16 protein-coding genes are annotated in these 25,072 nt (G+C 43.8%); 2 read left to right on the top strand and 14 right to left on the bottom strand.

Annotated elements, in window-relative coordinates; genetic code table 11:
* Nucleotides 1–29 precede the first annotated feature (29 nt).
* Nucleotides 30–1,223, bottom strand: coding sequence for a phosphodiester glycosidase family protein (locus tag MKZ02_RS04900; RefSeq protein ID WP_340852187.1), 1,194 nt, complete (start codon nucleotides 1,221–1,223; stop codon nucleotides 30–32).
* A 327-nt stretch (nucleotides 1,224–1,550) separates the two neighbouring features.
* Here MKZ02_RS04900 and MKZ02_RS04895 point away from each other — a divergent pair, with 327 nt between their 5' ends.
* Together MKZ02_RS04895 and MKZ02_RS04890 are read left to right on the top strand one after the other, a co-directional pair.
* Nucleotides 1,551–2,996, top strand: coding sequence for an MBOAT family O-acyltransferase (locus MKZ02_RS04895; RefSeq protein WP_120034976.1), 1,446 nt, complete (start codon nucleotides 1,551–1,553; stop codon nucleotides 2,994–2,996).
* A gap of 11 nt (nucleotides 2,997–3,007) precedes the next feature.
* Nucleotides 3,008–4,045: a hypothetical protein gene (locus tag MKZ02_RS04890; protein ID WP_120034978.1), complete on the top strand. Its 1,038-nt coding sequence runs from the start codon at nucleotides 3,008–3,010 to the stop codon at nucleotides 4,043–4,045.
* 107 nt (nucleotides 4,046–4,152) lie between these two features.
* Here the strand turns inward: MKZ02_RS04890 and MKZ02_RS04885 are convergent, their stop codons facing one another.
* The 13 genes from MKZ02_RS04885 to MKZ02_RS04825 all read right to left on the bottom strand — a co-directional run bounded on the left by MKZ02_RS04885 (nucleotide 4,153) and on the right by MKZ02_RS04825 (nucleotide 25,062).
* Entirely contained in the window at nucleotides 4,153–6,027 is a 1,875-nt protein-coding gene (locus MKZ02_RS04885) for a C40 family peptidase (protein WP_340852186.1), read from the bottom strand.
* A 183-nt stretch (nucleotides 6,028–6,210) separates the two neighbouring features.
* Nucleotides 6,211–8,223: a penicillin-binding transpeptidase domain-containing protein gene (locus tag MKZ02_RS04880; protein ID WP_340852185.1), complete on the bottom strand. Its 2,013-nt coding sequence runs from the start codon at nucleotides 8,221–8,223 to the stop codon at nucleotides 6,211–6,213.
* A 90-nt stretch (nucleotides 8,224–8,313) separates the two neighbouring features.
* Nucleotides 8,314–9,270 carry a DMT family transporter gene (locus MKZ02_RS04875; protein WP_340852184.1) on the bottom strand — a complete coding sequence of 319 codons (957 nt, stop codon included), beginning with the start codon at nucleotides 9,268–9,270 and terminating at the stop codon, nucleotides 8,314–8,316.
* A 141-nt stretch (nucleotides 9,271–9,411) separates the two neighbouring features.
* Nucleotides 9,412–11,373 carry a hydantoinase B/oxoprolinase family protein gene (locus MKZ02_RS04870; protein WP_120034986.1) on the bottom strand — a complete coding sequence of 654 codons (1,962 nt, stop codon included), beginning with the start codon at nucleotides 11,371–11,373 and terminating at the stop codon, nucleotides 9,412–9,414.
* 13 nt (nucleotides 11,374–11,386) lie between these two features.
* Nucleotides 11,387–13,474: a hydantoinase/oxoprolinase family protein gene (locus MKZ02_RS04865; protein ID WP_340852181.1), complete on the bottom strand. Its 2,088-nt coding sequence runs from the start codon at nucleotides 13,472–13,474 to the stop codon at nucleotides 11,387–11,389.
* Nucleotides 13,475–13,622: 148 nt separating this feature from the next.
* Nucleotides 13,623–14,603 (bottom strand): 5-oxoprolinase subunit C family protein, encoded by a 981-nt coding sequence (locus MKZ02_RS04860; protein WP_120034990.1) that lies wholly within the window; start codon nucleotides 14,601–14,603, stop codon nucleotides 13,623–13,625.
* Between the two features lie 2 nt (nucleotides 14,604–14,605).
* Complete coding sequence (locus MKZ02_RS04855; protein ID WP_120034999.1) at nucleotides 14,606–15,490, bottom strand: 5-oxoprolinase subunit B family protein; 885 nt, start codon at nucleotides 15,488–15,490, stop codon at nucleotides 14,606–14,608.
* Nucleotides 15,491–15,503: 13 nt separating this feature from the next.
* On the bottom strand, nucleotides 15,504–17,534 hold the full coding sequence (locus MKZ02_RS04850) for a sigma 54-interacting transcriptional regulator (RefSeq protein WP_340852177.1): 2,031 nt from the start codon (nucleotides 17,532–17,534) through the stop codon (nucleotides 15,504–15,506).
* A 445-nt stretch (nucleotides 17,535–17,979) separates the two neighbouring features.
* Nucleotides 17,980–19,140 (bottom strand): glycerate kinase family protein, encoded by a 1,161-nt coding sequence (locus MKZ02_RS04845; protein WP_340852176.1) that lies wholly within the window; start codon nucleotides 19,138–19,140, stop codon nucleotides 17,980–17,982.
* Nucleotides 19,141–19,305: 165 nt separating this feature from the next.
* Nucleotides 19,306–21,141 carry a sigma-54-dependent Fis family transcriptional regulator gene (locus MKZ02_RS04840; protein WP_340852175.1) on the bottom strand — a complete coding sequence of 612 codons (1,836 nt, stop codon included), beginning with the start codon at nucleotides 21,139–21,141 and terminating at the stop codon, nucleotides 19,306–19,308.
* A 244-nt stretch (nucleotides 21,142–21,385) separates the two neighbouring features.
* Nucleotides 21,386–22,765, bottom strand: a complete 1,380-nt coding sequence (gene lpdA, locus MKZ02_RS04835; protein ID WP_120035007.1) for a dihydrolipoyl dehydrogenase — start codon at nucleotides 22,763–22,765, stop codon at nucleotides 21,386–21,388.
* A gap of 16 nt (nucleotides 22,766–22,781) precedes the next feature.
* On the bottom strand, nucleotides 22,782–24,002 hold the full coding sequence (locus tag MKZ02_RS04830) for a dihydrolipoamide acetyltransferase family protein (RefSeq protein ID WP_340852172.1): 1,221 nt from the start codon (nucleotides 24,000–24,002) through the stop codon (nucleotides 22,782–22,784).
* Between the two features lie 28 nt (nucleotides 24,003–24,030).
* Complete coding sequence (locus tag MKZ02_RS04825; protein WP_120035009.1) at nucleotides 24,031–25,062, bottom strand: alpha-ketoacid dehydrogenase subunit beta; 1,032 nt, start codon at nucleotides 25,060–25,062, stop codon at nucleotides 24,031–24,033.
* Nucleotides 25,063–25,072: the final 10 nt, after the last annotated feature.

The raw sequence follows: 25,072 nt of genomic DNA, 5'->3' as shown, positions 1-25,072 counted from the left end.
GAGGCTTTATGAAAGCCTCTTTCCTATTCTTATTTAGCTTGAAATATTTCTAAAATAGCAGAAACTGTTCTTTCTCGGCCGTCTGAAGGTATGTTCAATACTTTCGCCTTGCTAGAACCGATGGCACGGCCAGCCATTGTGGTTGACCCTCCGCCGTCCAAATTTAATGCTTGATAGCCACCCAAGCTTTTTAAGTAGCCGGCAAATTCCATTAGTGTCATGCCTGCACTTCTTTTTTGACGGCCGTCCACAGTGACAAAATACACCTTTTCCCCCGAACGATCAACCATTATGGCCGAGCGCGGCGCCCTTGCACGTGCATTGGGACTCTTTGTTGACATGGTCATCGCTACTTTCCCTTTTTGAACAAGCAGCGGGCCACTGGCTAGCATGAAACGGCTGTCCTTCCATTTTTCTTCCGGATTAATTGTTAATGAAACAGGATCTCCTGTCTTCAATGATTTCAATAACTGAGTTTTCTCTCCATGCGCTGATAGCACAAATCCATTTTTAGGGATCACGGAGCTTGAACGCTCGCCATATTTTCTAATAGCTGTTACCTTTCCTGTAACAGGCTCACCGAATTTTGCACCTGGATCCAGCGGATGATCAAGACCCTCGACCGTCACTTCATAGCCATACGGGTTCGTTCTTGTATTGTTGAACTTCATACTTCTTGTATAAAGAATCAACTCTTCTTGTTCACGGGATTCATTATAGCCTGTTATAGGAAAAGCAGCCTTTTTCGAATTTGCGGTCATAGACAACCGGAAACGGTCAATCATCGCTGCCCCGTCTTTCTTCACACCGAATGCAGCCGGCACATACATATAATCCGTGTTTTTATTCGATACGGCTCCCAGATTGTCCAGTTTGTTCTCTTTAACAAGTAAATAAGCCGGCTCTCTCGTACTAAAATGGAAAAAGGAAGCATTGATCGCTCCAAGTTGTCTCTGCCCTGTCGGCATTTGGCGGTTAGATAAAGCAGATACTTTATTAAGACGATAATACGGCATGGGCAGATGATAAGAGATGCTGTGTCCCCTTTTCGTTAAGTCTGCTGCCATAATATTAATCGACTGATATTTCCCATTCACTTTTGTATAGACATGTCTCCAATTGACGCCATTGCTCAATGCTGTTGTTTTAGCCAGACTCTCCATCGGGAAAGCTAGCAGCAGGACAAGCAAAAAAAGCAGCAGTCCTGTTTTTTTCTTTCGCAAAACTATGTCCCCCTCTTTTTCTAAACTAGTACAATTATACCAAACTGCCAATCTATTTTGACCACTTTTTCCCAAAAAGAAAAAGCATCTGCTCATTAAGAGCAGATGCTTCCGGGCCATCCAACCGTTGCCACTTCATTATTGTCAAATTACAAAACAGAAAACTATACTTTTATTGTACCATATCTCTTCATTTTCACAAGAAATATTTTCATTTACTGGATATAATATCTTAAAGCGAGAAAATAACGTGTCATTGTATTCATTTGGTGATTATAGTATGATTAGTTCGCCATTATTTTCCGATGTTTTTTGGAGGAGATCCACTTGATTTTTAATTCATTTGAATTTATTTTTCTGTTTCTTCCTATTGTTTTATTGGTTTACTTCCTATTTAATAATTGGAGTTTTACACTTGCTAAAGCATGGCTTCTTGGCGGTTCCTTATTTTTCTATGCTTGGTGGAACCCGCTATACTTACCGCTCATTCTTTGTTCACTCGTTGTAAATTTTATCGTCGGTACATTGCTTGGCAAACAATATTCTGTTTCCAGAAAAAAATTAATTTTAACGAGCGGCATTATCTTCAACGTTGTCCTGCTCGGCTATTTTAAATACTATGATTTTTTCATGGAAAATATCAATTTCCTATTTAATGAATCTATTCCTTTGAAACAACTGATTTTGCCGCTGGCCATTTCTTTTTATACGTTTCAGCAAATCGGTTATTTAGTGGATTCTTTTCGCGGCGAAACAAAAGGATACAATTTTTTAGACTACTGTTTGTTTGTTACATTCTTTCCGCAGTTGATTGCCGGTCCGATTGTTCATCACAGTCAAGTAATGGGACAGTTCCAGCAAAAGGAAAACCGCCGATTAAATCCGCAGAATTTTGCGCTTGGATTGCTTATATTTAGCATCGGTTTGTTTAAAAAAGTCATCATTGCTGATTCTTTCGCAGTCTGGGCTAACAAAGGATATGCACTAGCTGATCAGTTGACATTTGTGGATGGATGGATGACAGCACTCGCTTATACGTTCCAGCTTTATTTCGATTTTAGCGGCTACTCTGATATGGCAATTGGTGCTGGCCTGTTATTTAATATTCATTTGCCTAAGAACTTCTTTTCTCCTTACAAAGCGCTCGATATTCAGGATTTTTGGAGGAGATGGCACATTACGTTAAATACCTTTTTAACTCAGTATATTTATATTCCGCTCGGTGGCAGCCGCAAAGGAGCGGCTAGGACTTATATCAATATACTGATCATTTTCTTCATAAGTGGTTTTTGGCACGGAGCCGGCTGGACCTTTATCATTTGGGGAATGATGCACGGGATAGCAAGCGTTATTGCTCGTGCATGGAAACGCGCTGGGCATTCGATGAATAAATGGCTTGCCTGGTTTATTACCTTTAACTTCGTAAATCTATCATGGGTATTCTTCCGATCTCCTGATTTTGAAACGGCCCTCCATGTATTAAAGAGCATGTTTGGGCTTAATGGCGTCTATTTACCTAAAGAAGTGATTGAAGCGTTACATATTCCGCTTGGCAGTCCGGTTTTATTTAATTTTGAACTCGGCAGTTCATTCCTAGAGGTACTGCTTTACATTATTGGCGGTTTTCTCATTGTTTTATTTGCTAAAAACTCCATTCAATGGAGAGATGAGTTTGAGCCTAAAAAAACCATCGCTTTGTATGCTTCTGTTCTTTTTCTTTATTCTGTGATGCAATTACAACAAGTGACCGCTTTCCTCTATTTTAACTTTTAAGGTGGATCATCATGAAACAAGCTAAGCAATTTATCGTTATTTTTTTTCTCCCTGTTATTTTTGTTTTGAGTGGAATGGCTGCTTTTAACTTTTATATAGATCCCTATTGGACCTATGGGCATAATCACTCGTACAATGATCATCAAATATCTGTGGATGAACGGGAGCAAAAGACAAACCGAATTTACTTTCAGGATTTTTCCTACGATACTATTATTCTCGGGAGCAGCCGGACGACCTATATTAATCAAAATCGTTTTAAAGGCATGAAAGCTTATAATTTTGCTGTAAACAACATGTCCATTAGAGAATATGATACTTTTTTGCAATTTGCAAAGGAGCAAAGCACACAAAAGGTTAAACGCGTTATTATTGGCGTTGATTTTTTCAAATCTAGCATCCAGGAAAGTGAACAGCCCATTTCTTTGAAAAACTATGAAGCCAAAGTGCAGCAGCGATTTTACCGTGCCAGAAACTTGATTTCTTCAGACATTTTCAAGTACTCTCTGCAAAACTTTAACATGTCCAAAAGCAATGAGGTCAATGACCTGCGTGTCTATGACCGCTATAATGTGGCCTCTGCTAAAAATATCAATACAAAAGAAAAACTAAAGAACACATCAGAAAAGATTGAACGGTTTCGAGATGAGTTTTACGGAAGAAATTATCAATATAACCCAAGATATAAAGAATATTTAATGCTCTTTAAAAAACGCCACCCGGATGTTGAATTTATTATTTTTACCACGCCGATTTCAGCGAAGCTCTTTCAAACCATGGTTGAAGAAGGGCAACTGGATGATTATGAACGCTGGCTGCGTGATGTAACGGATGTGTTTGGCGGCGTGTACAATTTTATGTATCCCAATAAGGTAACACTTGACCTTGATAATTATCTTGATGGCCACCACTTCTATCCACATGTTGGCGATCAAATTGCAAACCGCATCTTGCAAGGACCTGATGTAAAAAACAGCTCGTTTGGTGTATATGTAACAAATCAAACGATTGACGATCACCTAAGAAAAGTCGAGCAACTGGCAAGATAAGAAATTGCTTTAGAGGGCCAACTTTTATATCTAACTGGCTTTATATAAAGCTTCCTTCCTATTTAAATAACAAGCAAGGAGATGGGATACACATCCCATCTCCTTTATTAATAGAACCGCTTAAAGCTGTCAAACCGCTGTTTAAAGTATGAGTTATCTAAACTTGTAATGGTAATCCCCTGGGAGGAGCTTGCCTGAATAAATTGATTGCCTCCTATATATATCCCCATATGCGAGATTCCTTTTTTATACGTATTCGCAAAGAAAACAAGATCTCCTACTTGCGGCTTGCTCACCAAATAAGAACGACTGTAATAGCCATCTGTACTTGTTCTAGGGATATTCTTCCCGGCTTTGTTAAAAACATAATAAATAAAACCGCTGCAGTCAAAGCCCGAGGGCTGAGCGCCTCCCCAGACATATGGGGTACCGAGATGCTTTTTAGATTCCGCAATTAAGGCCGTGATGGAAAAAGACGTACCGGAAGAATCGGGCTTGTTAGAAGATGGCTTATCCTCTTCTGTTGCCCCGCCTGCTACCTTCAGTTTTTGACCAACGAATATGACGTCAGACGTTAGTTTATTCAGCTGTTTCAACTTAGCTACACTCATTTTATATTTTTTTGCAATTAAGCTTAAGGAGTCCCCACTTTTTACTGTATAAGTGCCCGTGGTAGAAGGGTTTGTTACAGGTAAAGTTGGAGTCGGCTTTGGTGTTGATGGCTTCGGTGTAGTAGTCGCCGGCTTGCCGCTTACTTTTAATTTCTGACCAACGAATATGACGTCAGACGTTAAGTTATTCAGCTGTTTTAATTGCGCTACACTCATCTTATATTTTTTAGCAATCAAGCTCAATGAGTCCCCACTTTTTACTGTATAAGTGCCTGCTGACGGCGGATTCGTTACAGGAGTGGTTGGTTTTGAAGCTGGTGGCACAGTAGCAGGCGGCTTTGATTGGCCACTTACTTTTAACTTTTGACCGACGAATATTATATCGGACGTTAAGTTATTCAACTGCTTTAGTTGCGCTATGCTCATTTTATGATTTTTAGCAATTAAGCTTAAGGAGTCGCCGCTTTTTACTGTATAGGTTCCCTTAGCAGCAGGCGTCGTTACAGGCGCAGTTGGTTTGGGTGCTGCTGGCGTGACAACAGCTGGCTTGCCGCTTACCTTCAGTTTTTGACCGGCATAAATCATATGAGACGTCAGCCCATTCAACTTTTGCAGCTCGGCGACTGTCATATGATGCGCTTTGGCGATGGCACTGAGTGAATCACCGCTTTTTATCGTGTAAGTGCCTGAGGAAGCTATTTTAGTAGTCATCGTGGACGGTTGACTCTTTGAAAGCGGCTGGCCGCTTACTTTTAGTGTTTGGCCGGCATAAACTGTGTTGTTTTTGAGATCATTCAACTCTCGCAGCTGGGCAGAATCCATCTGATAGGCTTTTGCGATCGCTCCTAATGTATCGCCATTTTGAACTATGTAGGTTCCTGTAGCGACCACCTGCTTGGCGCCGGCCTCAACTGCAGGCTTTGCTGCTTTTGTATGAGATTCCGCCGAAGGCAGCGGGCGCTGAACAGCAGGCGGCTGACTAGCGGCAGCCTCTCCGGTCACTTTCAACTCTTGACCGATCACAATATTCTGGTCTTGGAGCTCATTCATTTGCTGTATCTCTGCTTCATTCATTCCATAGAGCTTAGCAATAGAATGGATCGTCTCCCCCTCTTTGACAATATGGGTTCTTGTAGAAATAGTGACAGCGCTCTTAGATACCTGCAAGATCTGGTTTTCTTGCAAGTCACTCGTTTTTAAGCCGTTTAACTCCTTGAGCATATCGACATCCATTTCATATTGCTTGGCAATGCTGTACAATGTTTCACCGGGTTTGACGACATGCTGTTCAGCCGCATGAACGACGGTAGCCGCTCCCGCCCCGGTGGAAAGAAAAGCAGCTGTTGATAGTGTAAATAAACTTTTTCTCATCTCAAACCCCTTATCACCGGAAAAATCCGTTTTCTTTTTTAATATCGGTTATCTTTCATATTTTTTAATTTCGACAACAAGATCTATACAAATTACTTCTACAAGAGGAAAGGATTACCTTCTAGAATGTAAAAAAAGCCGCCGAAAAAACGGGAAAATCCGCTTTTTCTGGCGACTCACTATTTAAGAGCTTATTTCTTTCCACTTAAGGAAAACTTGCTTGCTTACGCCGATAGCTGCTTTACTTCCCCCTTCCTCTTCAGCCCCTTCTACCATCAAAGCCATAATAAAGGCTGGATTTTTCTGATCGTATGCAACAAAAAGGCCATTTTCTTTGCCGGTTGTTCCCTGTTCCAATTTTATTTCAGCTGTACCCGTCTTACCAGCGAGTGCAAAGCCTGGCATGTCTGCTTCTTTCGCCGTTCCTTTTTGGATAACGAGCCGTAGATCTTGCTTTAACAACGCAGCTGACTCTTTAGAAAGAAGGTCTTTCTTCCATACGTCTGCTTTTTCTCCGACATAAAGCTGCGGCTTCATCATCACACCATCATTTACGATCGCACCATAGGTAGAAGCAAGGTGCAGCATACTTGTCAGCACTTCTCCTTGCCCATATCCTGTATCACCAAGCAAGATCTCTTTATCTAATGATCCACTGTTGGAAATTTGTGACGCCCTTATCGGATAGGCAAACGGGAGTTTTTCAGCGAAGCCAAAGGAACGAAGCCCGTTAGCCATTTTTTCCTTCCCCGCTTCAAGAGCGGTTTGTGCAAAATAAATATTATCAGAGTATACAAACGCTCTCTGAAGATTGATTGGCTCTCCTGGGTCTTTTACCCTTGTTACGGAGTAACTGCCCCATGATGCATCCTTTTGCCAATGAAGGCCTTTAATCGGTCGTTCTTCCGCTGGATCAAGCGTACCAGCCTTCAGCCCGATTGCTGCTGTAATCGGCTTAATGGTTGAACCAGGTGCATACGTAGCGGCGAACCGATTTAAAAGCGGTTTGGCCGGATCATTTTCAAGCTCCTCGTAACGGCTGCCTGACACCCCAAGAACAAATTCATTCGGATCAAATGCTGGGGAGCTGACGAGCGCTAATACTTCACCATTTTTTGGATCAATAGCCGCTGCTGTTCCAGGCTTCCCTTTTAATTGTTCATAAATCGTCTTTTGCATCTCTGCATTGATCGCTACTTTAATATCTTTTCCGTTTTTCGGAGGCTTTTCTGCAACTGTTACTGGTTCACCTTTTTCCTTTTCAATATAAATTCTTTTGCCATCTTGAGCATGGAGCTCCTCTTCCAGCAACTGCTCCAGCCCACGTTTGCCTACCTTGTCTTGTTCACTATACCCTTTTGATTTTAGCTTCTTTAATTCTTCACTGTTAATATCGCCAATATAACCAGTTAAGTGCCCTAAGGCTTCTTTATAAGGATATTGGCGCATCGTTATTTCTTCTACAGCAAATCCTGGTATTGTCCGCAGCTGCTGAAGCTTCTTATTGTCATAGGCAGATATATTTTTCAAAGGGACAAAATGACCAGGCTGCACCCAACTTTGCTTCAACTGTTTGTCAATAAACTCCGTCTTAATGCCAAGCAACTCGGCTAATTTGCTTTTAGCTGCTGTATCATTATCTATTTCTCCTGCCTTCACTCCTGCTGAATAGCCTTGTCCGTTAACAGCCAATGAATTGCCGTTGCGGTCAAAAATCTGTCCGCGGCTTCCTTTCCTTGTCTCGATTCGAATCTTATCGCCCTCCTCCATTTGCGGGAAGATATAAGAAGGATTCCAATCGATAAACCAGGCTTCTTCCTTATCCGTTTCTTCCTTCTTCAACGTAGCTTTCTTTTTAAAAGAGACAGGGCCGGCACTTGTATCCATTTGGACGTTGATCGGAAGAACGGCTTTTTCCCCCTTCCAATCTTTTTCTTCTTTCGCAAGCGGCGTTACTTTTATACTTTTTATTCCCAAGCTCTTATAGATAGTTTGATAACGGTCAACATAGTCTTCCTTCTTAACCTTTTCTTTCGTAGAAGGAGCTACATAGCTTTTGTACATTTCTGCAAAATTTTGATCATTCCACAACTTTGTATACTCATTCAGCCGCTCCTCCGGTGAAGCCAATTTGTTGCAGCCGGCTAAACTGAAAAGCAACACTAGCAAGCCGGTTAAAAATAGATATTTTCGCATTCTTGCACCCTCCGATTTAAATTCAACATTCTGCCGAATTTCTCTCTCATCGTACTTTCTCCTTATTATAACAAACAAAGCGCCTGACACTTAAGTGCCAGGCGTTATTTGTTTGGCATGGGAAACATAGCTGTGCAGCACCATGCCGATGACAATTAATATCATGCCGGCAATAGAAATAGGGGCCGGTAAAGGGGCCGATAGCAAAGCCATCTCTCCAACAACGGCAAATAAAACTTCTAACGATTGAGTGGCCTCTACGGCTCCCAGCTTGCTCATATTGCCTCTTACAAGGTCAGTCGCGGCAAAAAATAAGACGGTAGCAAAAACGCCTGAAAAAAGAGCGACCAATCCTGATTGCCCAACTTGACTTTTACTAGGCCATCCATCCACGTACATAGCTACTCCTGAGAGGATGAGCCAAAATGGCAAGCTCGCCAGTGTCATACCAAGTACGCGTTGGTAAGCATCGAGGCGGTTAGAGCAAACATCCATCATTTTACGATTCCCAAGCGGATAAGCAAATGATGCTACAATAATTGGCAACATGCATAGCAAAACAGCCTCCAAAGACAATTGCCGTGCGTGCTCAGCCTGCATAAGAGCAACCCCGGCCAGTATAATAAATGACATCGCAAGTCCTCTGAATGGAATCTTCCCTCTTACCTCTTTTGGTCCGCTTGGCGTTTGGATTGTTATGTAAAAAAGCGGCACCAATAGGGAGCCGGAAATGATTGTTACTTGCCATGTACCCGCAATTAGCCATCCCGGTCCATAAGCCGCCGCAAAACAAAGCGGAGCATAAAATAAACCGAACCCAATTGTGCTCCATAATAGCCAGGCAGAGGGGTTCTTTCTCATTTCTGCAAATAGCGGTCTAATCCCCTTGCGACTGCCAACGATTACGGCAAGCAACGGCACCATAAATAAATACCGCAAAGAAGCGCTCCACATCCAGCTGCCTCCTTCTGCATCCATCAGCCGATTTAGCACAAATGTAAAAGCAAAAAAGAAAGCAGAAAGTACACCTAACATAATCGGTCTCATAAGATAGATCCCCCAATAACAAACAAAAACCTCTGCCCTCACTATAACGCACCTTTAATTTCACACGCAATGCTAAATTTTCAGAAAGCAATTGTTTTAACGAATAAAAGCAGCGGGGGATTTTCCCCCGCTGCTGCTTGGTTATGCCCAGTACGCAAGCGAACGCTGTTCGAGCATTTCCCGATTTTGTTCCGTTGTCTTTTTAAGAACCGTTTCAGTTGCCAAATCAACAATGACACCATATCTGCGAATTAAATCTAATTGATCAATTTCTCCGTTGCGATATTTAGAAAGGACACTGTCTACATCTTCTTTCAGCCAGCCTGCACGTGATTCACGGATAAATTGTCTTTCTGCCTTTGTAGCTTCCTCATCAATTTCAAACAGATCAATTTCCCTATCAATCTCATGAATAACAACACCGTAATCTTTCTTTGCGCGTTCAATAGAAACATATTCATCGATCACATCTTCCAGCACAGCTTTCGGGTCACGCTCAAGCGGATCACCAAGTCCGCCACCGCCAGCAGATGGCCTTGTAAATGTGTCACCTTTTTTTAGCTTAACATTCGAGAAAATGGCACCTAAGAATTGGCCGTCTTCTTTGTCTTTATTTAACCAAGCACCGTGTGGGGTAGACGGAAGTCCGCCAAAGATTCCCCATGTAACGGAGCGGGAGCGGTCACAACAGTAAGACATGACTGTATCATTCGCATCTGTTAAGATCCCGCCTTTTTCTACCCCACAGCCGCCGCGGAATTGACCTGGACCTGCGGAGTCTGTGACGATTTCATGCTTCGTTGTAATGACTGGAGACAGGCGCTCTTGTCCTTCACAAGGCTGGATGCTGAGGCCGACACCAAAGACCGGGGACAGGGCGTTCGCTCCGTCACGCTTGTCACGGCCGCCGTGTCCGCCTGCCATCCAGTCATACCACATAAAGTAGTTGTCATAGCCTTGACGCTTATCCCAGCCGCCGATCAATAAATATTCCAGGTTGAAGGAGCAGGCGAGTGCGCGTTCCGGCATCACATGAGACCACAGCTCAAAGCAGGCATTCATAATTTTTTCGTATGCGCCCGAACAGAAGCCAGTAACCGCCACTGGCCAAGCTGCATTCACTACTGAATTTTCCGGCAAGTCCACATGCACTACTCGGTAAAAACCGGAGTTTAACGGGATATCCGGGAAGAATGTTTTTGTGCCGGCATAAGCGGCAGACATCGAAGACCCGAAGGCGGAGTTTAAGAAACAGCCGATATAATCATGGGAACCGGCTAAATCATAAAAAATTTCGTCACCTTTAATGGTCATTTTCACTTTAATTGGAATAAGACCATCGCCTACTTCTGGATCCATATCAATATAATCTGTTGTTTCCCACTCACCATCAGGAAGAGCAGCTACTTTTGCCCGCGCAAGGCGTTCTACATAATCCTGCACCTCCGCAAAAGCAGTTAAAATTGTGTCTAATCCGTATTTCTCCACAAGAGCAAGCAACTGTGTTTCACCCGTCTTTGTAGCCTCTGCTTGGGAGCGTAAATCACCAAGACGCTCTTCCGGAAGACGCATGTTGGAAACAAGTACGTTTGCCACGTCGTGTAAGTATTCGCCTTTTCTCCAAATACGCAGCGGTGGAATTCTCATCCCTTCTCCATAATGGTCTTTTGATGTAATATCGAAAGATCCTGGCACAGAACCGCCCATGTCTGCCCAATGGCCGTTCAACTGCATGAAAGCGATCAGCTTATCTTCATAAAACACTGGACGAATCACACGTGTATCGTTAAAATGTGTGCCGCCACGATACGGATCATTAACAATAAAGACGTCTCCCGGGTGAATATCGTCGCCGAAGTCTTCAATGACCGCTTTTGCTGTTAGGTGAAGCGTGCCAACGTGAACAGAAATGTCCTGTGTTCCCTGCATAACAGTATTCCCTTCCGCGTCGCACAAAGCCGCACTAAAATCGCGGTTGTAAATAACGAAGGAATAACAAGTCCTTAAGACTTGCTCGGACATTTGGTCAACTAAATTGACAAAACCATTTTTCAAAACCTCAAATGTAACAGGATCTAACTGGCTCTCAAATACTTTGCTCATATTCCCACCCCTTTTAGTTGGCTAATGTTGGTACTGTCGCGTCTTTTTCTTTTTGGCCTTCTTCTTTTTTTACAAACGACATAATAATGTTGCGATATTCATCTACTTTTACCGTGCAATATGGAGGCACAACAACCGTGGAATCAAGCTGGTCAATAATTGCTGGACCAGAGAATTCAGATAGAACAGGAATTTTCACACGGTCGTAAACAACTGTTTCTGTAAACCCTCCAGCTTCTTCAAAATATACTTCACGGGTTTCTTTCCGTGCGTCTTCTAATGTTCCGGACGGCTCTTCTTTATTGAATTCTGGTTTATTGACTGTTCCGATTGCCTCTACACGCAAGCCGTAAATTTCGATGCCTGTTGCCTCATCTCTGAAGGCGAATTCACGTTCGTGCTCTTGATGGAAACGCTCAACTGCATTTTCAAGCGACTGCAGCGGACGATCCACAGTGACAGACAGCGTTCTCCATTGACCGACATAACGCATATCTACATAACGAATTAAATTCATATTTTCCGGCGCAATGCCCTCTTCTTCTAGCAAGCTGATCGCTTCTTTTTCCATTTCAATAAATTCTTTTTCTAAATCCTCTTTCTGAATCTCCGCTACGTTCGCTAAATATGTTTTTGTCACGTCATGGCGCACATCCACAAGCAAACATCCCATCGCTGCTGCCACTCCCGGGTGAGCCGGTACGATGACATGTGGGATCTCCATTTCCTTCGCCAGTTCTGCACCATGCAAGGCACCAGCCCCACCAAAGGCAACAAGTGCAAAGTCACGCGGGTCATAGCCGCGGCGGACAGAGATCAAACGGAGGGCGTCACACATATTTGCGTTGGCCACCTTAATAATCGCATCCGCTGCTTCGTATACGTTGTAATTCAGCTTAGAAGCTACAGTCTTTTCGATCGCTTTAACAGCTGCCTCTTTATCCAGTGTCATCTGGCCGTCAAGAAGCTTTGTGCCTAATCGCCCGAGCACAACGTTTGCATCTGAGTTTGTCGGCTCTGTTCCACCGCGTTGATAGCACGCAGGCCCTGGTACAGCACCAGCACTTTGCGGACCATTCCGTAAAGAACCGCCTTCATCGATCCATGACAAGCTGCCGCCACCAGCCCCAATGGTTAAAATCTCGATGCTCGGGAAGCCGATCGGATAGCCGTACTCAATGTACCAGTCTTTCGTTACACGCAAATCGTTCTCGTACATTAAGGAAATATCCGTACTTGTTCCGCCCATATCCAAACCGATGGCATTTTTAAAGCCGCACATATTAGCAATATGCTTACTTGCAATCGCTCCAGCTGCAATCCCTGAGCTTGCCAGACGGGCTGCATAGCGGGGAACTGTTTCTGACGTCATAACACCGCCTCCGGAATGAAGAACGAGAATGTCTCCTTTATAGCCAATCCCTTTCATTTCTTCTTCCAGTACTTTAATGTACTTGCTAATGGTTGGACCAAGAACAGCGTTTACGATCGTTGTGCTCATCCGCTCATGCTCAAAGATTTCCGGAAGCGTTTCAGACGACGTACAAATGTACACATTTGGCATTTCTGCTTGCAAAATTTCTTTCACGCGCTTTTCATTGTCGCCATTTACATAAGCATTCATGAAACAGATCGCAATGGATTCTACCTGACGCTTTTTCAATATTCGTGCAAGCTCGCGCACTTCATCTTCATTCACTTCTGTCATAATGTTTCCGGAATAATCTACCCGCTCTGTTACCTCAAATCGGTCACGGCGCTTAATATAAGGCTCGGCAACATCGTTATAAGCATCCCACAGATCAAGCTTTGTACCGCGGCGAATTTCCGTCACATCACGAAAGCCTTTCGTCGTAACGAGCGCAGCTTTTGGCAGCTTTCTTTCGATTAAGGCGTTTGTTCCAACCGTTGTTCCATGAGAGAACATCGCAATTTGATCGCCTGTCAGCTTCGCTTTAGCGATTCCGTCCATCATTCCTTTTTCCGGATTAGACGGAGTGGAAGACGTTTTTGTTACATAGATTTTCCCTGTTTTTTCATCGAATACGAATACGTCCGTAAATGTTCCCCCAACATCAACAGCTACATGATATTTACTCACTTGATCGCCTCCATTATTTATTAAAAAGATAAATTTATTTATTAATTGATTGCTGATCCCTTTTAGTGCTTTTCGACACCACCTCCTAAATTGAACAGCCTATAATAGACGAAATATTCAGAATTAATCTTTGGCAGCAAGCGACTCGTCACGCTTGCTGGACATTTATTTTTACTTTTTCAATGAGCTGTTCTTTTTGGCGGCGTAATTGAAACGCCTGTTCCACTGTCACAGCATGAAAACGGACAACCGCTTGTGGCCTCGCTTGAGAAAGTACGCTAATATCCGAGCTAATCACGGTTCCTGTTGTCACAAAGCCGCCTCCGCCTGTGCCGTCATTCAACAGAATGATCAATTCCTCTTCATTTGGCACAATGACTCCGCCGATCGGATAAGGAATATCCACAATGTTTCCCGGACTGTTTCCCGATCCGAACGGAGCTGCTTCTTGGATATAACGAACACGCTCTCCGTGCAGGCGGTAGGCTACCCGGTTAGATTGCGGATGAATTTTCCACTCATTATTGAGCAGACCCGTTAGCCCTTCATCACTGATTCTTTCACTGGCAATGCCTAATACGAGATGAATATCAAGCTGCCGGCTAAAGACTGGCTTCATTTCATTTGATATACTTCTTCCGACCTGACGATGAACTCCCGGGAGCGGCTCATTGAGCGGGAGCTGGTCGCCTTTCAAAAGCTTTCGACCGAGCACACCGGGAAATCCACTGGCGAAACAAGCAGAACGGCTGCCAAGCATTTCAGGAGTAGCAAGCCCGCCGGAAACAGTCAGATATGTAAAAATCCCTTCATAAATTTTCCCTACCGCTAGCACATCTCCGGAGGATACAGCTACCGGCTGCCAGAGTGGCAGCTTTTCTCCGTTTAGCTTCGCTTCTGCCGGTGCTCCGGTGAGCACGATGACTGTCTTTTTCCGAAACTCAATGACTGGACCTTCCAGCATTATTTCCAAGCCAGCGTAATCAGGAGGATTGCCAAGAAGGGCATTTCCCAATAAAAAAGAATGTTTATCTGCCGCTCCTGACGGAGGCACTCCCATATGGTAATGCCCAAAACGGCCGGTGTCTTGAATCGTTGTCTTTAAGCCTGGTTCCAGGATATGAAGCACAGTTAAAATCCCTCCATCAGTTGAGAAATGTAATGGATGCCGTTTTCATCATATTGCTCGGCAGAAAATTGAATAGGTTTTACCTTATACTCATATGTGCGCTTTTCCACCTCTTCACGAATGTTATAATACTCGGCTTCTGTTACCGGTCGATATTTCCATAAGTCTCCCGGTTTGGCGAGAAAGAATGAATCTCGGAAGATGGGCAGGCTTTGTCCTGTATCATACACAGGGACTGCTGATACACCGATTAGCTGGTAGCTTCCAGTAGATTCCGATGGGTAAACAACGGTGAACGCACCGCCTATGCCTAGGGCCTCGCTCGGTGTATACGGACGCGGACTAGAATATTTCGGTGCTTGAATAATGCGATTTTGCGGCACGCCGAGCGGAAATCCCCACGCGGTTCCAGGCTTAAACCCTAGTGATGTAATGAAATACGGCGGAGATGAATGGGCAGTGATAAAGGCCTCTACATCCGTAAATCCATTCGTTCTCATGACATATGCAAAGTCATCTCCCTCTGCTTCTGGCTGCAAATGCTGATATTTCTCTATCGTCTTCTTTGTCACTTTGTCGTTGTACCAAACAGGGATTTCAATGATCCGGCTGCTAAAATGCAACTCCGAACGATCACTCTTCTGCTGATCAATTTCTTGTAAATAATCAAGCAAATGATAAGGAGAAATGACATTCGGATCATAGCGGATCAAATAAGAGGCATTACTCGGATACACTTCAATCATGCCAGGAATATTGCGTTGTCTTAATTCATTTGTGATGGAAATGGCTTTGAAATTGCTCTCAATTCTCATTTCTGTTGAAATTTCTGCGTAAATATATTCATCACCGCAAAAATCAAATTTCGTTTCCGGAAAAATTAACACGTTGTTGTCTCCTTCATTTCGATGCTTTTTTCATTCTCCGGCTGACTGTCGATGCGCTGACTCCCAATGCATCTGACGCTCTGGCCGCTGTTTTGTATTTTCCAAGAGCAAGTCGTATTAACTGGTCTTCCACTTCCTGAACTGCTTCTTTCAGCGGCATAATTCCACGAATCGTTAAATGCCCCTGCTCTTCCGATTCACTGTCCCAGACAGCTCGAAACACGTCGTCCCCGGAGATGACTTCTTGCCTTCCGATGACTACAAGCCTTTCCATCACATTTTGCAATTCTCGAATATTTCCTGGCCATTGATAACTTTCCAGCAGCTGCAAACCTTCTCTTGATAATTTTTTCTCTTTTTTATATGTTTCATTTAATCTTTCAAGAAAAGAAAGGGAAAGCGGTGCAATATCTTCCTTTCGTTTTCTAAGCGGTGGAATTTGTAATGGCACAACGTGCAAACGGTAAAATAAATCCTCACGAAACTTTTGAGCGGCAACCATTTTTCTTAAGTTTCTATTCGTTGCCGCCAGTACACGAACATCTACTTTGATCGGTGTAAGGCCGCCAACACGAACAACTTCGCGTTCTTGCAAGACCCGTAGAAGCTTTACCTGCATATGAAGCGGAATCTCAGAAACTTCATCAAGAAAAATAGTCCCGCCGTCAGCCGCTTCAAATAGTCCTTTCTTTTTATCTACAGCGCTTGTAAATGCGCCTTTTTCATGACCAAACAATTCACTTTCTAGCAGATTCTCAGGAATGGCGCCACAATTAATAGTGACAAAAGGTGCTTCTGCACGCCGGCTATAAAAATGAATATGGCTAGCAACCACCTCTTTTCCAGCGCCCGATTCCCCGGTAATCAAAACCGTTGACTCCGTTTCTGCTATTTCCTTTATCTTTTTCACCAGCTCGGCCATTTCTTGAGAACGGTACACTAGCTTTTTCGTTAAATCGGGTGTAAGCTGGTTTTCACTTTCCATGTTCTGTTTTTCTGAAATTTCCTCCGTACTCACATCACGGGAAAGAACGATAATTTTTTCTAACTTTCCCTTCTTCAAAACTGGAGCAGCAGTCGATAAAATCTTTACATTCCTTCGGCTAGTTTGTGTCATGCTAATTCTTTGCTTCTCTTTCAGGCAGTGATCTACAATATTAGGCTCAAACAGCCCTTCTACTTCTAACTCGTATATATTTTTTCCAATCAAATCATCTTTTGAATAAGGCCGCCAAAAATTCTCAAGGAAAGCACCCGCTATGTTGGAGATTTCCCCAGACGGCCGTATGGCCATGATTTGTTCGTTGGATGCCGCGTAAATCGTCTGAAGCTCTTCCGTCAGCTCACGAACAAACTCCAATCCGCTCACTGCTTTTTCCAAATGTTCCTGCAAATAAAACACATGGACAATTCCCTCTATTTGTCCTTCATGATATACAGGGGAAAAGTGGCCGGTCATTTTCTTAAAGTTAAAAGAACTGTCAACACCAAATTTCTTCTCACCTGCCAAAACATTTTCCATTTCCACATCAGCAGCGATAATTTTTTTATAATTTCTTCCCGCAAGGATCGAGCGGGACAATCCTAAAATCTGACCGGCCGTTTCATTCATAAAATTCACTTCAAACTGCTGATTCGTTGTAATAATTCCAATTTCTGCGCTGTTCAGGCTATGATTTAAAATTTCTAGCTGCAGCTGGGCAAGCTGGTTTTTAGCTTCCTCAATAGTAATATAGCCGACTGCCTGTCTTTGCTCATCGACCCCGGCGACAATATGGCAGTTGTGACAAAACTCTACCCATCCTGTCTCACGGACAAGAAGCAAATCCTTTTCGTATTCAATCGGCTGGTTTAGTGATTCAGCCCCCTTTATTTGTTTCATTAAATCGCCGAGGGTAAGATAGCCGACTAGTTCTTCTTTTTCGTAGACAAATGCCGTATGGCTCTCTTCCCGCGCAAGCAAGCTGATGGCACCCTGTACTGTAGCTTCGCTTGATAGGCCAGGTGGCAAAGGCAATAAAATCTCCTGCCATCTCCATCTCATAGTCACTGAACCCCTTTCCATTGAATCAACGGGAAAAGAACTTTCTACCTGGCAAACAAACGATTCAAAAAGTCGAATACGTTTACATCTGCTTTTATATAAGCAATTATCGTGCCAAATAGAAATTATCCTGAAATTAAATGAAAAATTCAGAAAAGAGCGTCTCTTTCTCTTGCTGTTTCAGCTCTTCGCTTTTCCCTCTACCTGCAACAGTATTCGACAGTTATATTTAAAACCCCTTTTCTGTTCTTGCAAAGCTGCAATAATGATTGCAGTTTTGCAAGAACTCTGTATTACTTCAAATTAAAAGTAGGAGCCTATTTGTAAAATAAACATTCAAAACTGAAGATTATGCTTTTTAATATAGAAATGCCGCCGGAATCAGACGGAGGCAAACGGCTATTCTTGCAAACTTGAAAATCGCAGTGCCCAGGCGGTGCACTGCCTACGAAGAGCTGTCACAGGATGCGTTTCTTGCTCGCTTTGAAGAATACAAACGAAGAAGCTGTTCGGCTGTTTGGCTCGCTTGGTAAGCAGCTACCCCAGGATTCATAGCCTGTTCAACAGTCAAGCAGTCTGACTGAATTGAAAAGATGCCGTCAAAGTATGGATGAAGTGATGCTACATCTTTTCCAAGTCTGCCGGCAAGAGCGATAACAGGTTTATTGTGCAGTTTTGCAAGCTTTGCTACACCAACAGGGACCTTCCCAAGCAAACTCTGTCCATCAAGACTTCCTTCCCCTGTAACGACTAAATCAGCCTTCTTAATGTCTGACTCCAGCCCAACCAACTGGATAACCATTTCAACGCCTGATATAATTTCACCGCCAAGCGCGGCAGCTACAGCCCCACCAATCCCACCGGCTGCTCCGCTTCCTTTTACCTTCTGTACATCGGTCCCATAAGCTTGCTGAAACAAACAGGCGGCCCTTTGTAAGGCTTGATCCAATCGCTCAACCTCCTGCTCGTTTGCTCTCTTTTGCAGGGCAAATACAAAAGCGGCTCCCTCTCGTCCATAAAACGGATTCATCACATCGCTTGCTGCCAAAAATCGCGTCTCCCGTATTGCTGGATGAATCTGTTTATCGCAAAACGAATGAATGGACAGCAATGGATTGCCAGCTTTCCTTATTTCATTGTTGTGGTGATCGTATAACTTCCAGCCGAGTGCCTGAAGCATTCCAAGACCACCATCATTTGTGGCACTGCCGCCGAGCGAGATAATAATCTGGCGGTATCCCTCATCGAGCGCTGCCTTAATCTGTTCACCCAATCCATACGTATTGACAGTCATCGGAGATCGCTCTGTTTCTGCTAGAAGCGTTAAACCGCTGCTTTCCGCGCATTCAATTAAAGCAGTGGGTTCTCCCTCATATTTCATAGTGAGATAAGAAGCTTCCGCGGATCGCATGAGCGGATCGCAGACCATTAGTTTTCGCAGGGTGCCGGGTAATACAGCTATCGTTCCTTCACCGCCATCTGCCATTGGCACAACCTTTATCTCCGCGTGTGGAATAGCCTTTTCCACTCCAGCTGCCATCGCTTTCCCAACAGCTGCGGCTGAAAGCGACCCTTTAAACGAATCCGGTGCAATAACAATATTCATATTCAACCTTCTTTCAACACTTTTTCTTTATTTATTTTAGCGGACGAATGGGGAATTTCCTTTATCCTGGCTATAAGTCTATTTATCTTCCTCTCTTCACTACTATCATTTCTCTCGGCTGCTACTTGTCCACAAAAAAGAGCAGGAGGTTTTCCTGCCAACTTGTTAAAGGTGATATTTTTGCATGCGCCTGTAAAATGTACTTCTCGGCATATTCAACAGTTTTGCTGCTTGAGAGACATTCCCTTGCGTTTTCTGCAGTGCCTCAATCATTAAATCTTTTTGGATGTTTTCCCGTGCGTTTAGCTTGTGTGTCTCTTTTTGGATAGGAAAACAATGAACATCTGTCACAAAAAATTTATCTAATACGTGGTAATTTTCCGCTCCAAGATAAGGGAATGAAATGCGTAAACGCTCCAATACATTGAACAGCTCCCGAATATTTCCGGGCCAGTCGTATTGTTTTAGCCTTTCTATATATTCTTCTGGCATCTGAATATTCCAGTCATTTTGCTTACAATAATAGTGGACTAAATACGGAATGTCTTCCTTTCTTTCCCGTAATGGAGGAACATAAATCGGGTACACATGAAGACGATAATATAAATCCTTTCGGAATTTCCCTTCTTCTACAAGTTGACTGAGATTCCAATGGGTAGCTGTGATGATACGAACATCCAATTCGATTTCTTTCGTCCCTCCCACCGGTGTTATTCTTCTTTCTTGGAGAACGCGTAATAGCTTCACCTGCATAGCCGGTGAAATTTCGCCGATCTCATCCAAAAAAATTGTACCGTTATTTGCCTGCTCAAATTTCCCTTTATGGCCTTGCCGCTTTGCTCCGGTGAAAGCACCTTCTACATAACCAAACAATTCACTTTCTATTAATTCAGCTGGAAGCGCGCCGCAATTTAAAGCAATAAAAGGCCCATTTTTTCTCTTGCTATTAAAATGAATCGCTCGAGCGATGATTTCTTTTCCTGTACCTGTTTCTCCCGAAATATAGACACTGGCTTCTGTTGGGGCCACTCTCTTAACATCATCCAGTGTTCGTTGGAAGGAAGAACTCGTGCCAATAGTGCCTTCAAAATAAAAAGGCTTAGAGGTTAATGTCCAGCTCGAAGAAAGCTCGTCCACTTTCTTTATATGCAGACAAGTACCGATACATGTTGTCTGATCGCTTGCTAGAATAGAAGACTCCATTTCTACTTTCACGCCGTACTTGAGCAGCTCTTTTCTATCCATTCCTTTATAGTTAGGAATGTGCTGTCGTAAATCCTCACTGACGGCAACTACCTTCTCTCTTTCATTACAAACGACTACCGACTGGCTGCTCTCCAGTAAATGCGTACATCGATTAATTAATTCGATTTCTTTTTTGTGGGCTTGGACATTTAACTCCTTCTCCGCTTCCTGGGCAAGCGAAGCAACCATGCCAAGCATAAATGGATGGGCTCGATCCACTGGACAGGATACATCAATTACACCAAGCAATTCGCCTTCACATGAATGAATTGGAGCCGCTGCACAACTCCAGTTATGAGAAGCAATGGAATAATGCTCTGAACCGCTGACCATAATCGCTTCACTTGTTTGTAGAGCCGTGCCAATCGCATTTGTTCCGACTTCCTCTTCCGTCCAACGTACCCCTTCAACAAAATTAATCCTCCTGGCTTCATGCAGAACCTTCTTATTTCCAGTGATTGATAACACATACCCTGAAGGATCAATCAATAGTACGATTGCTTCTAATTCGATCATCATCTTATCAATTCTTTTCAAAGTTGGCAAAACAGCTTGGAGAAGCAAGGAGTTTTTTTCTTTTTGCTGTTTAAATAAATCACTCGTCAAAAAATGCTCGCCTTTTTTTAAGTAAGGATTCACCTGCTGGCTTTTGCAGCGATGCCAGGATTCAATAATTCGTTTACTAATACGGGAGGGATCCAGTACTCCTTCATTAACAAAGCGTTTCCATGTACTCAAATAACAGACGGATTGCATTCAAATATCCCCCTTAAATCATTCATTTAGTACACCTGAAAAGCTTATTCATATGTATGCTTGAGGACAGTTTCTTTTGTGAGATTAGATGAATAGACTGATGAACAGCGGCAGGAGAAAAGAAGCTAATAATTACTTTCCCCATTATAAAATAGATAGAAAATTTAGGCAATTATCATTTTCTACTAAAAAAAGACAAAAAACTTCATGCGAAACACTTTCGCATGAAGTTACAACGCTCTCTTCAAATGTGTATGGCCTGACCGACCGTACAGGATATCGCTTCATAAATTGCTTCTGATAAGCTGGGATGTGCAGCTATAACCCAGTCTAAGCTATCTGCTGTCATCTCTCCATGAAGCATAACGGCCCCTTGTCCAATCAGCTCTGTGGCATGTGGTCCAACAATCGACAGACCAACAATTTCATTGTATTCAGGCTCGATAAGCACTTTGACTTTTCCGGCTGCTTGATTAAGAATCACTGACTTTCCGTTCGCCATAAATGGAAACTCGCCTATTTTTATATCGCCATACTCCACACGCGCCTGCTTTTCGGTTAACCCGACGCTCGCTATTTCGGGAGAGGTATAAATACAGCGGGGGACAGCTCGATAGTTCGCGTCTATAGACTCTCCGCAAGCATTCACTGCCGCTACTGTCCCTTCGTGAAAAGCTACATGGGCAAGCTGAATTCCTCCAATAATATCTCCGCAAGCGTAAATATGAGGTATATTTGTTTCCATCCGGCTGTTCACTTCAATACCATGTTTAGAATGGAAGATTCCGCCTTTGTCTAACCCTAAATTTTCTACCCGCGGTTTTCTTCCGACGGCCACCAATACTCGTTCCGCGGCCAGCTTTTCAACCCCTTGATTCGTCTCTATTATCACTTCTCTTGTACTGGCATTTACCTCTTTGACAGCACTGGAGGTATAGACAGTCACCCCATCTGCCTGCAGCTTTGCCTGCAAAATTGCAGCAATATCTGCATCTTCACCCGGCAACAGTTGATCAGTCATCTCAACAACTGTTACTTTGGCTCCCATTCGGCTATAAATACTGGCAAACTCACAGCCGATCACTCCTCCACCAATAATCACCAACGTGGACGGAATAACAGGAAGCGATATCGCTTGTCTGCTGTGAATGATCCACTCACCGTCAAATGGCGCAAAAGGCAAAGAAACAGGCTCTGAACCAGCTGCAATAATAAACTTGTCCGCCGAAACAGTCTTTTCTCCCTCTGTCGTTGCCACTAATAAGCTATATGCGTCTCTAAAGCGAGCTTGCCCATTCATGACCGTAATTTTATTTTTCGTTACTAAATGCTTTACGCCCGCCACTAACGTCCGGATCATTTTTTCTTTTCGCAGCTGCACATATGCCCAGTCCACTTCTGCATGAGCGGATAACGAACGAATGCCAAACTCCTCTGCCTGCTTCACTTTTTCAAACATATCCGCACTTTCTAATAGTGCCTTTGTTGGCATACATCCTTCATTTAAACATACGCCGCCTAAAGGACCCTCATCAATGAGGGTGACTTGCCGGCCTTGCCGGGCGGCAGTAATTGCCGCCACATACCCTGCAGGCCCGCCACCGATAATTGCAATGGTTGTCATATAATCTACCTTCCTTCTAAAGCAGCATTATAAACGGATCTTCCAGCAGCTGTTTAATCGTTTGTAAAAAAGCAGCAGCAGGTGCTCCGTCCAATACCCGGTGATCAAATGTCAGGCTAAGAGGCAGCAAGCTTCTGCGCTCCACTTTTTCCCCTCTAAAAACGGCCGCATCCTCCACGGCCCCGACACCAAGAATACCGGCTTCAGGCGGATTTAAAATCGGCGTAAAGTATTCGACTCCATAAGTCCCGAGGTTGCTAATTGTAAAAGTAGAACCTATCATTTCATCCTGACTCAGCCCCCCTTGACGCGCACGCTGAGCGGCTTGTTTGATTTTTTTAGCCAACTGGATTAGCGAATCGTTTTGCGCCTCTTGAACAACTGGCACTACAAGTCCTTTTTCCAATGCAACAGCTATACCGAGATGAATCGATTCAAATACATGAATGTGATCATCTATGTAAGCACTGTTCATTTGCGGATGCTTTTGCAGCGCGAGTACAACGGCCCGAGCCACAAGGTCATTCATTGAGAGCTTTGTGTCAAAATGGGATTGAACGGTCTCTGCCAGTTGTGTACGCAGTTTTACAGCATCAGTTACATCCACTTTTGTTGTCATTGTTAATTGTGCACTGTCTTTTAAGCTGTCGTGCATGCGTTTAGCAATCACTTTGCGCATGCCCATCACTGGTGTTTTATGTGCTTCGTTAGCGACTTTACTCTCTTTTTGCTCGATTGCTTGGGGAACTCCCACATAGGAGATTGCTTTTTCTATATCTTCTTTTATAATTCTCCCGCCCGGTCCTGATCCTTCCAACAGCTTGTAGTCAATACCGGCTTTCTCTGCCATCTTGCGGGCAACAGGTGAAATTTTTACCCGGTTTTTTGTATTTACTTTAGAAAGTGAAGCAGTCTTCTCTGACTCAGCAACTGTGGCGGCAATCTCTTTTTCGGCTTTCTCTTCTTCAGCAGAAACCTTTGCTTCCGGCACTTTCTCGTTTGGCTGGCCAATGTAGCCAATGACCGTTCCAGGAGGGACTCCCTGTCCCTCCTGCACGGTAATCTCCAACATGCTTCCAGCTGCTGGCGCTTCGAGCTCCATTTCAATCTTCTCCGAGTTAATGCTGGCAATCAGTTCGCCCTTTTCTACCACATCTCCCACTTGCTTGTTCCAAATAGAAACCGTTCCTTCCTTCATCGCCATCCCTAATTTTGGCATGATCACTTCTACAGCCATGTAACCCCTTCCTTTCTTCTTTATTTGCTTATACGCTGAGAGAAGCTTCTCCTAAAAGTTCCGAAACAACCTTTATCACTTTCTCAGGCGTAGGAAGATATATATCTTCTAAAGGAGGAGAAAATGGGACTGGTGTATGCGGTGCAGTTATGCGTTTAATTGGTGCATCCAGCGCATCAAACCCTTTATCCGCAACCATTGCTGCAATGTCCGTCGCTACGTTGCAGCGCGGGTTCGCTTCATCAATAATAACGAGGCGATTCGTTTTTGCAACAGAAGAAAGAATGGTTTCTTCATCTAATGGCGATAAGCTGCGCGGGTCTACTACTTCTACTTCTATTCCCTGGCTGGCAAGACGATCAGCAGCTTCCAAAGCGGTATTCACTTGCTTTCCAATACCGACAATGGTCAAATCAGAACCTGCCCGCTTGATATCTGCTTTTCCAATTGGAAGGGTGTAATACTCTTCCGGCACTTCTCCGGTCACGTTATAAAGGGTTTTGTCCTCGAAGAAGATGACGGGGTCATTGTCTTCAATGGCCGCAAGCAGCAACCCCTTCGCATCATAAGGGGTAGAAGGGACAACCACTTTCAACCCAGGAACGCTCGTGAATAGCGCATACAGGCTTTGCGAGTGTTGAGCAGCTGCACGAAAGCCTGCTCCATGCATCGTACGCACTGTCACAGGAACCTGCGCTTTTCCGCCAAACATATAGCGGAATTTTGCCCCCTGATTTAATACTTCGTCGAGACAGCTGCCGATAAAATCATTAAACATCAGCTCAGCAATCGGCCGCAGCCCTGTAGAAGCGGCTGCCATCGCCGCACCCATATAGCCTGCTTCGGCGATCGGCGTATCTAAAATCCGTTCCCTTCCAAACTCCTGGACGAGCCCTTTTGTAACACCGAGCACACCGCCCCATGCGTCTTCATCCTGCAAATGATCCACTTCTGCTCCTCCAGCAACATCCTCCCCCATTAAAATGACATTCTCATCTTTCCTCATTGCTAGTGTGATTGCCTCATTAATTGCTTCCGACATGCTTATTGATCTCGCCATATTGATCTCT

The organism is Pseudobacillus sp. FSL P4-0506, from assembly GCF_038003025.1.
GTDB lineage: Bacteria > Bacillota > Bacilli > Bacillales > Domibacillaceae > Pseudobacillus.
The sequence above is the reverse complement of the archived record's forward strand: the minus strand, read 5'-3'. Positions and strand labels throughout refer to the sequence as shown.

What these genes read in the sequence shown, in the direction of transcription:
- MKZ02_RS04840 (WP_340852175.1), bottom strand. Translation starts at nt 21,141, where the DNA reads ATGCAATCCGTCTGTTATTTGAGTACATGGAAACGCTTTGTTAATGAA.
- MKZ02_RS04850 (WP_340852177.1), bottom strand. Translation starts at nt 17,534, where the DNA reads ATGAGATGGAGATGGCAGGAGATTTTATTGCCTTTGCCACCTGGCCTA.
- MKZ02_RS04885 (WP_340852186.1), bottom strand. Translation starts at nt 6,027, where the DNA reads ATGAGAAAAAGTTTATTTACACTATCAACAGCTGCTTTTCTTTCCACC.
- MKZ02_RS04890 (WP_120034978.1), top strand. Translation starts at nt 3,008, where the DNA reads ATGAAACAAGCTAAGCAATTTATCGTTATTTTTTTTCTCCCTGTTATT.
- MKZ02_RS04875 (WP_340852184.1), bottom strand. Translation starts at nt 9,270, where the DNA reads ATGAGACCGATTATGTTAGGTGTACTTTCTGCTTTCTTTTTTGCTTTT.
- MKZ02_RS04845 (WP_340852176.1), bottom strand. Translation starts at nt 19,140, where the DNA reads ATGAATATTGTTATTGCACCGGATTCGTTTAAAGGGTCGCTTTCAGCC.
- MKZ02_RS04870 (WP_120034986.1), bottom strand. Translation starts at nt 11,373, where the DNA reads ATGAGCAAAGTATTTGAGAGCCAGTTAGATCCTGTTACATTTGAGGTT.
- MKZ02_RS04830 (WP_340852172.1), bottom strand. Translation starts at nt 24,002, where the DNA reads ATGGCTGTAGAAGTGATCATGCCAAAATTAGGGATGGCGATGAAGGAA.
- MKZ02_RS04825 (WP_120035009.1), bottom strand. Translation starts at nt 25,062, where the DNA reads ATGGCGAGATCAATAAGCATGTCGGAAGCAATTAATGAGGCAATCACA.
- lpdA (WP_120035007.1), bottom strand. Translation starts at nt 22,765, where the DNA reads ATGACAACCATTGCAATTATCGGTGGCGGGCCTGCAGGGTATGTGGCG.
- MKZ02_RS04880 (WP_340852185.1), bottom strand. Translation starts at nt 8,223, where the DNA reads ATGCGAAAATATCTATTTTTAACCGGCTTGCTAGTGTTGCTTTTCAGT.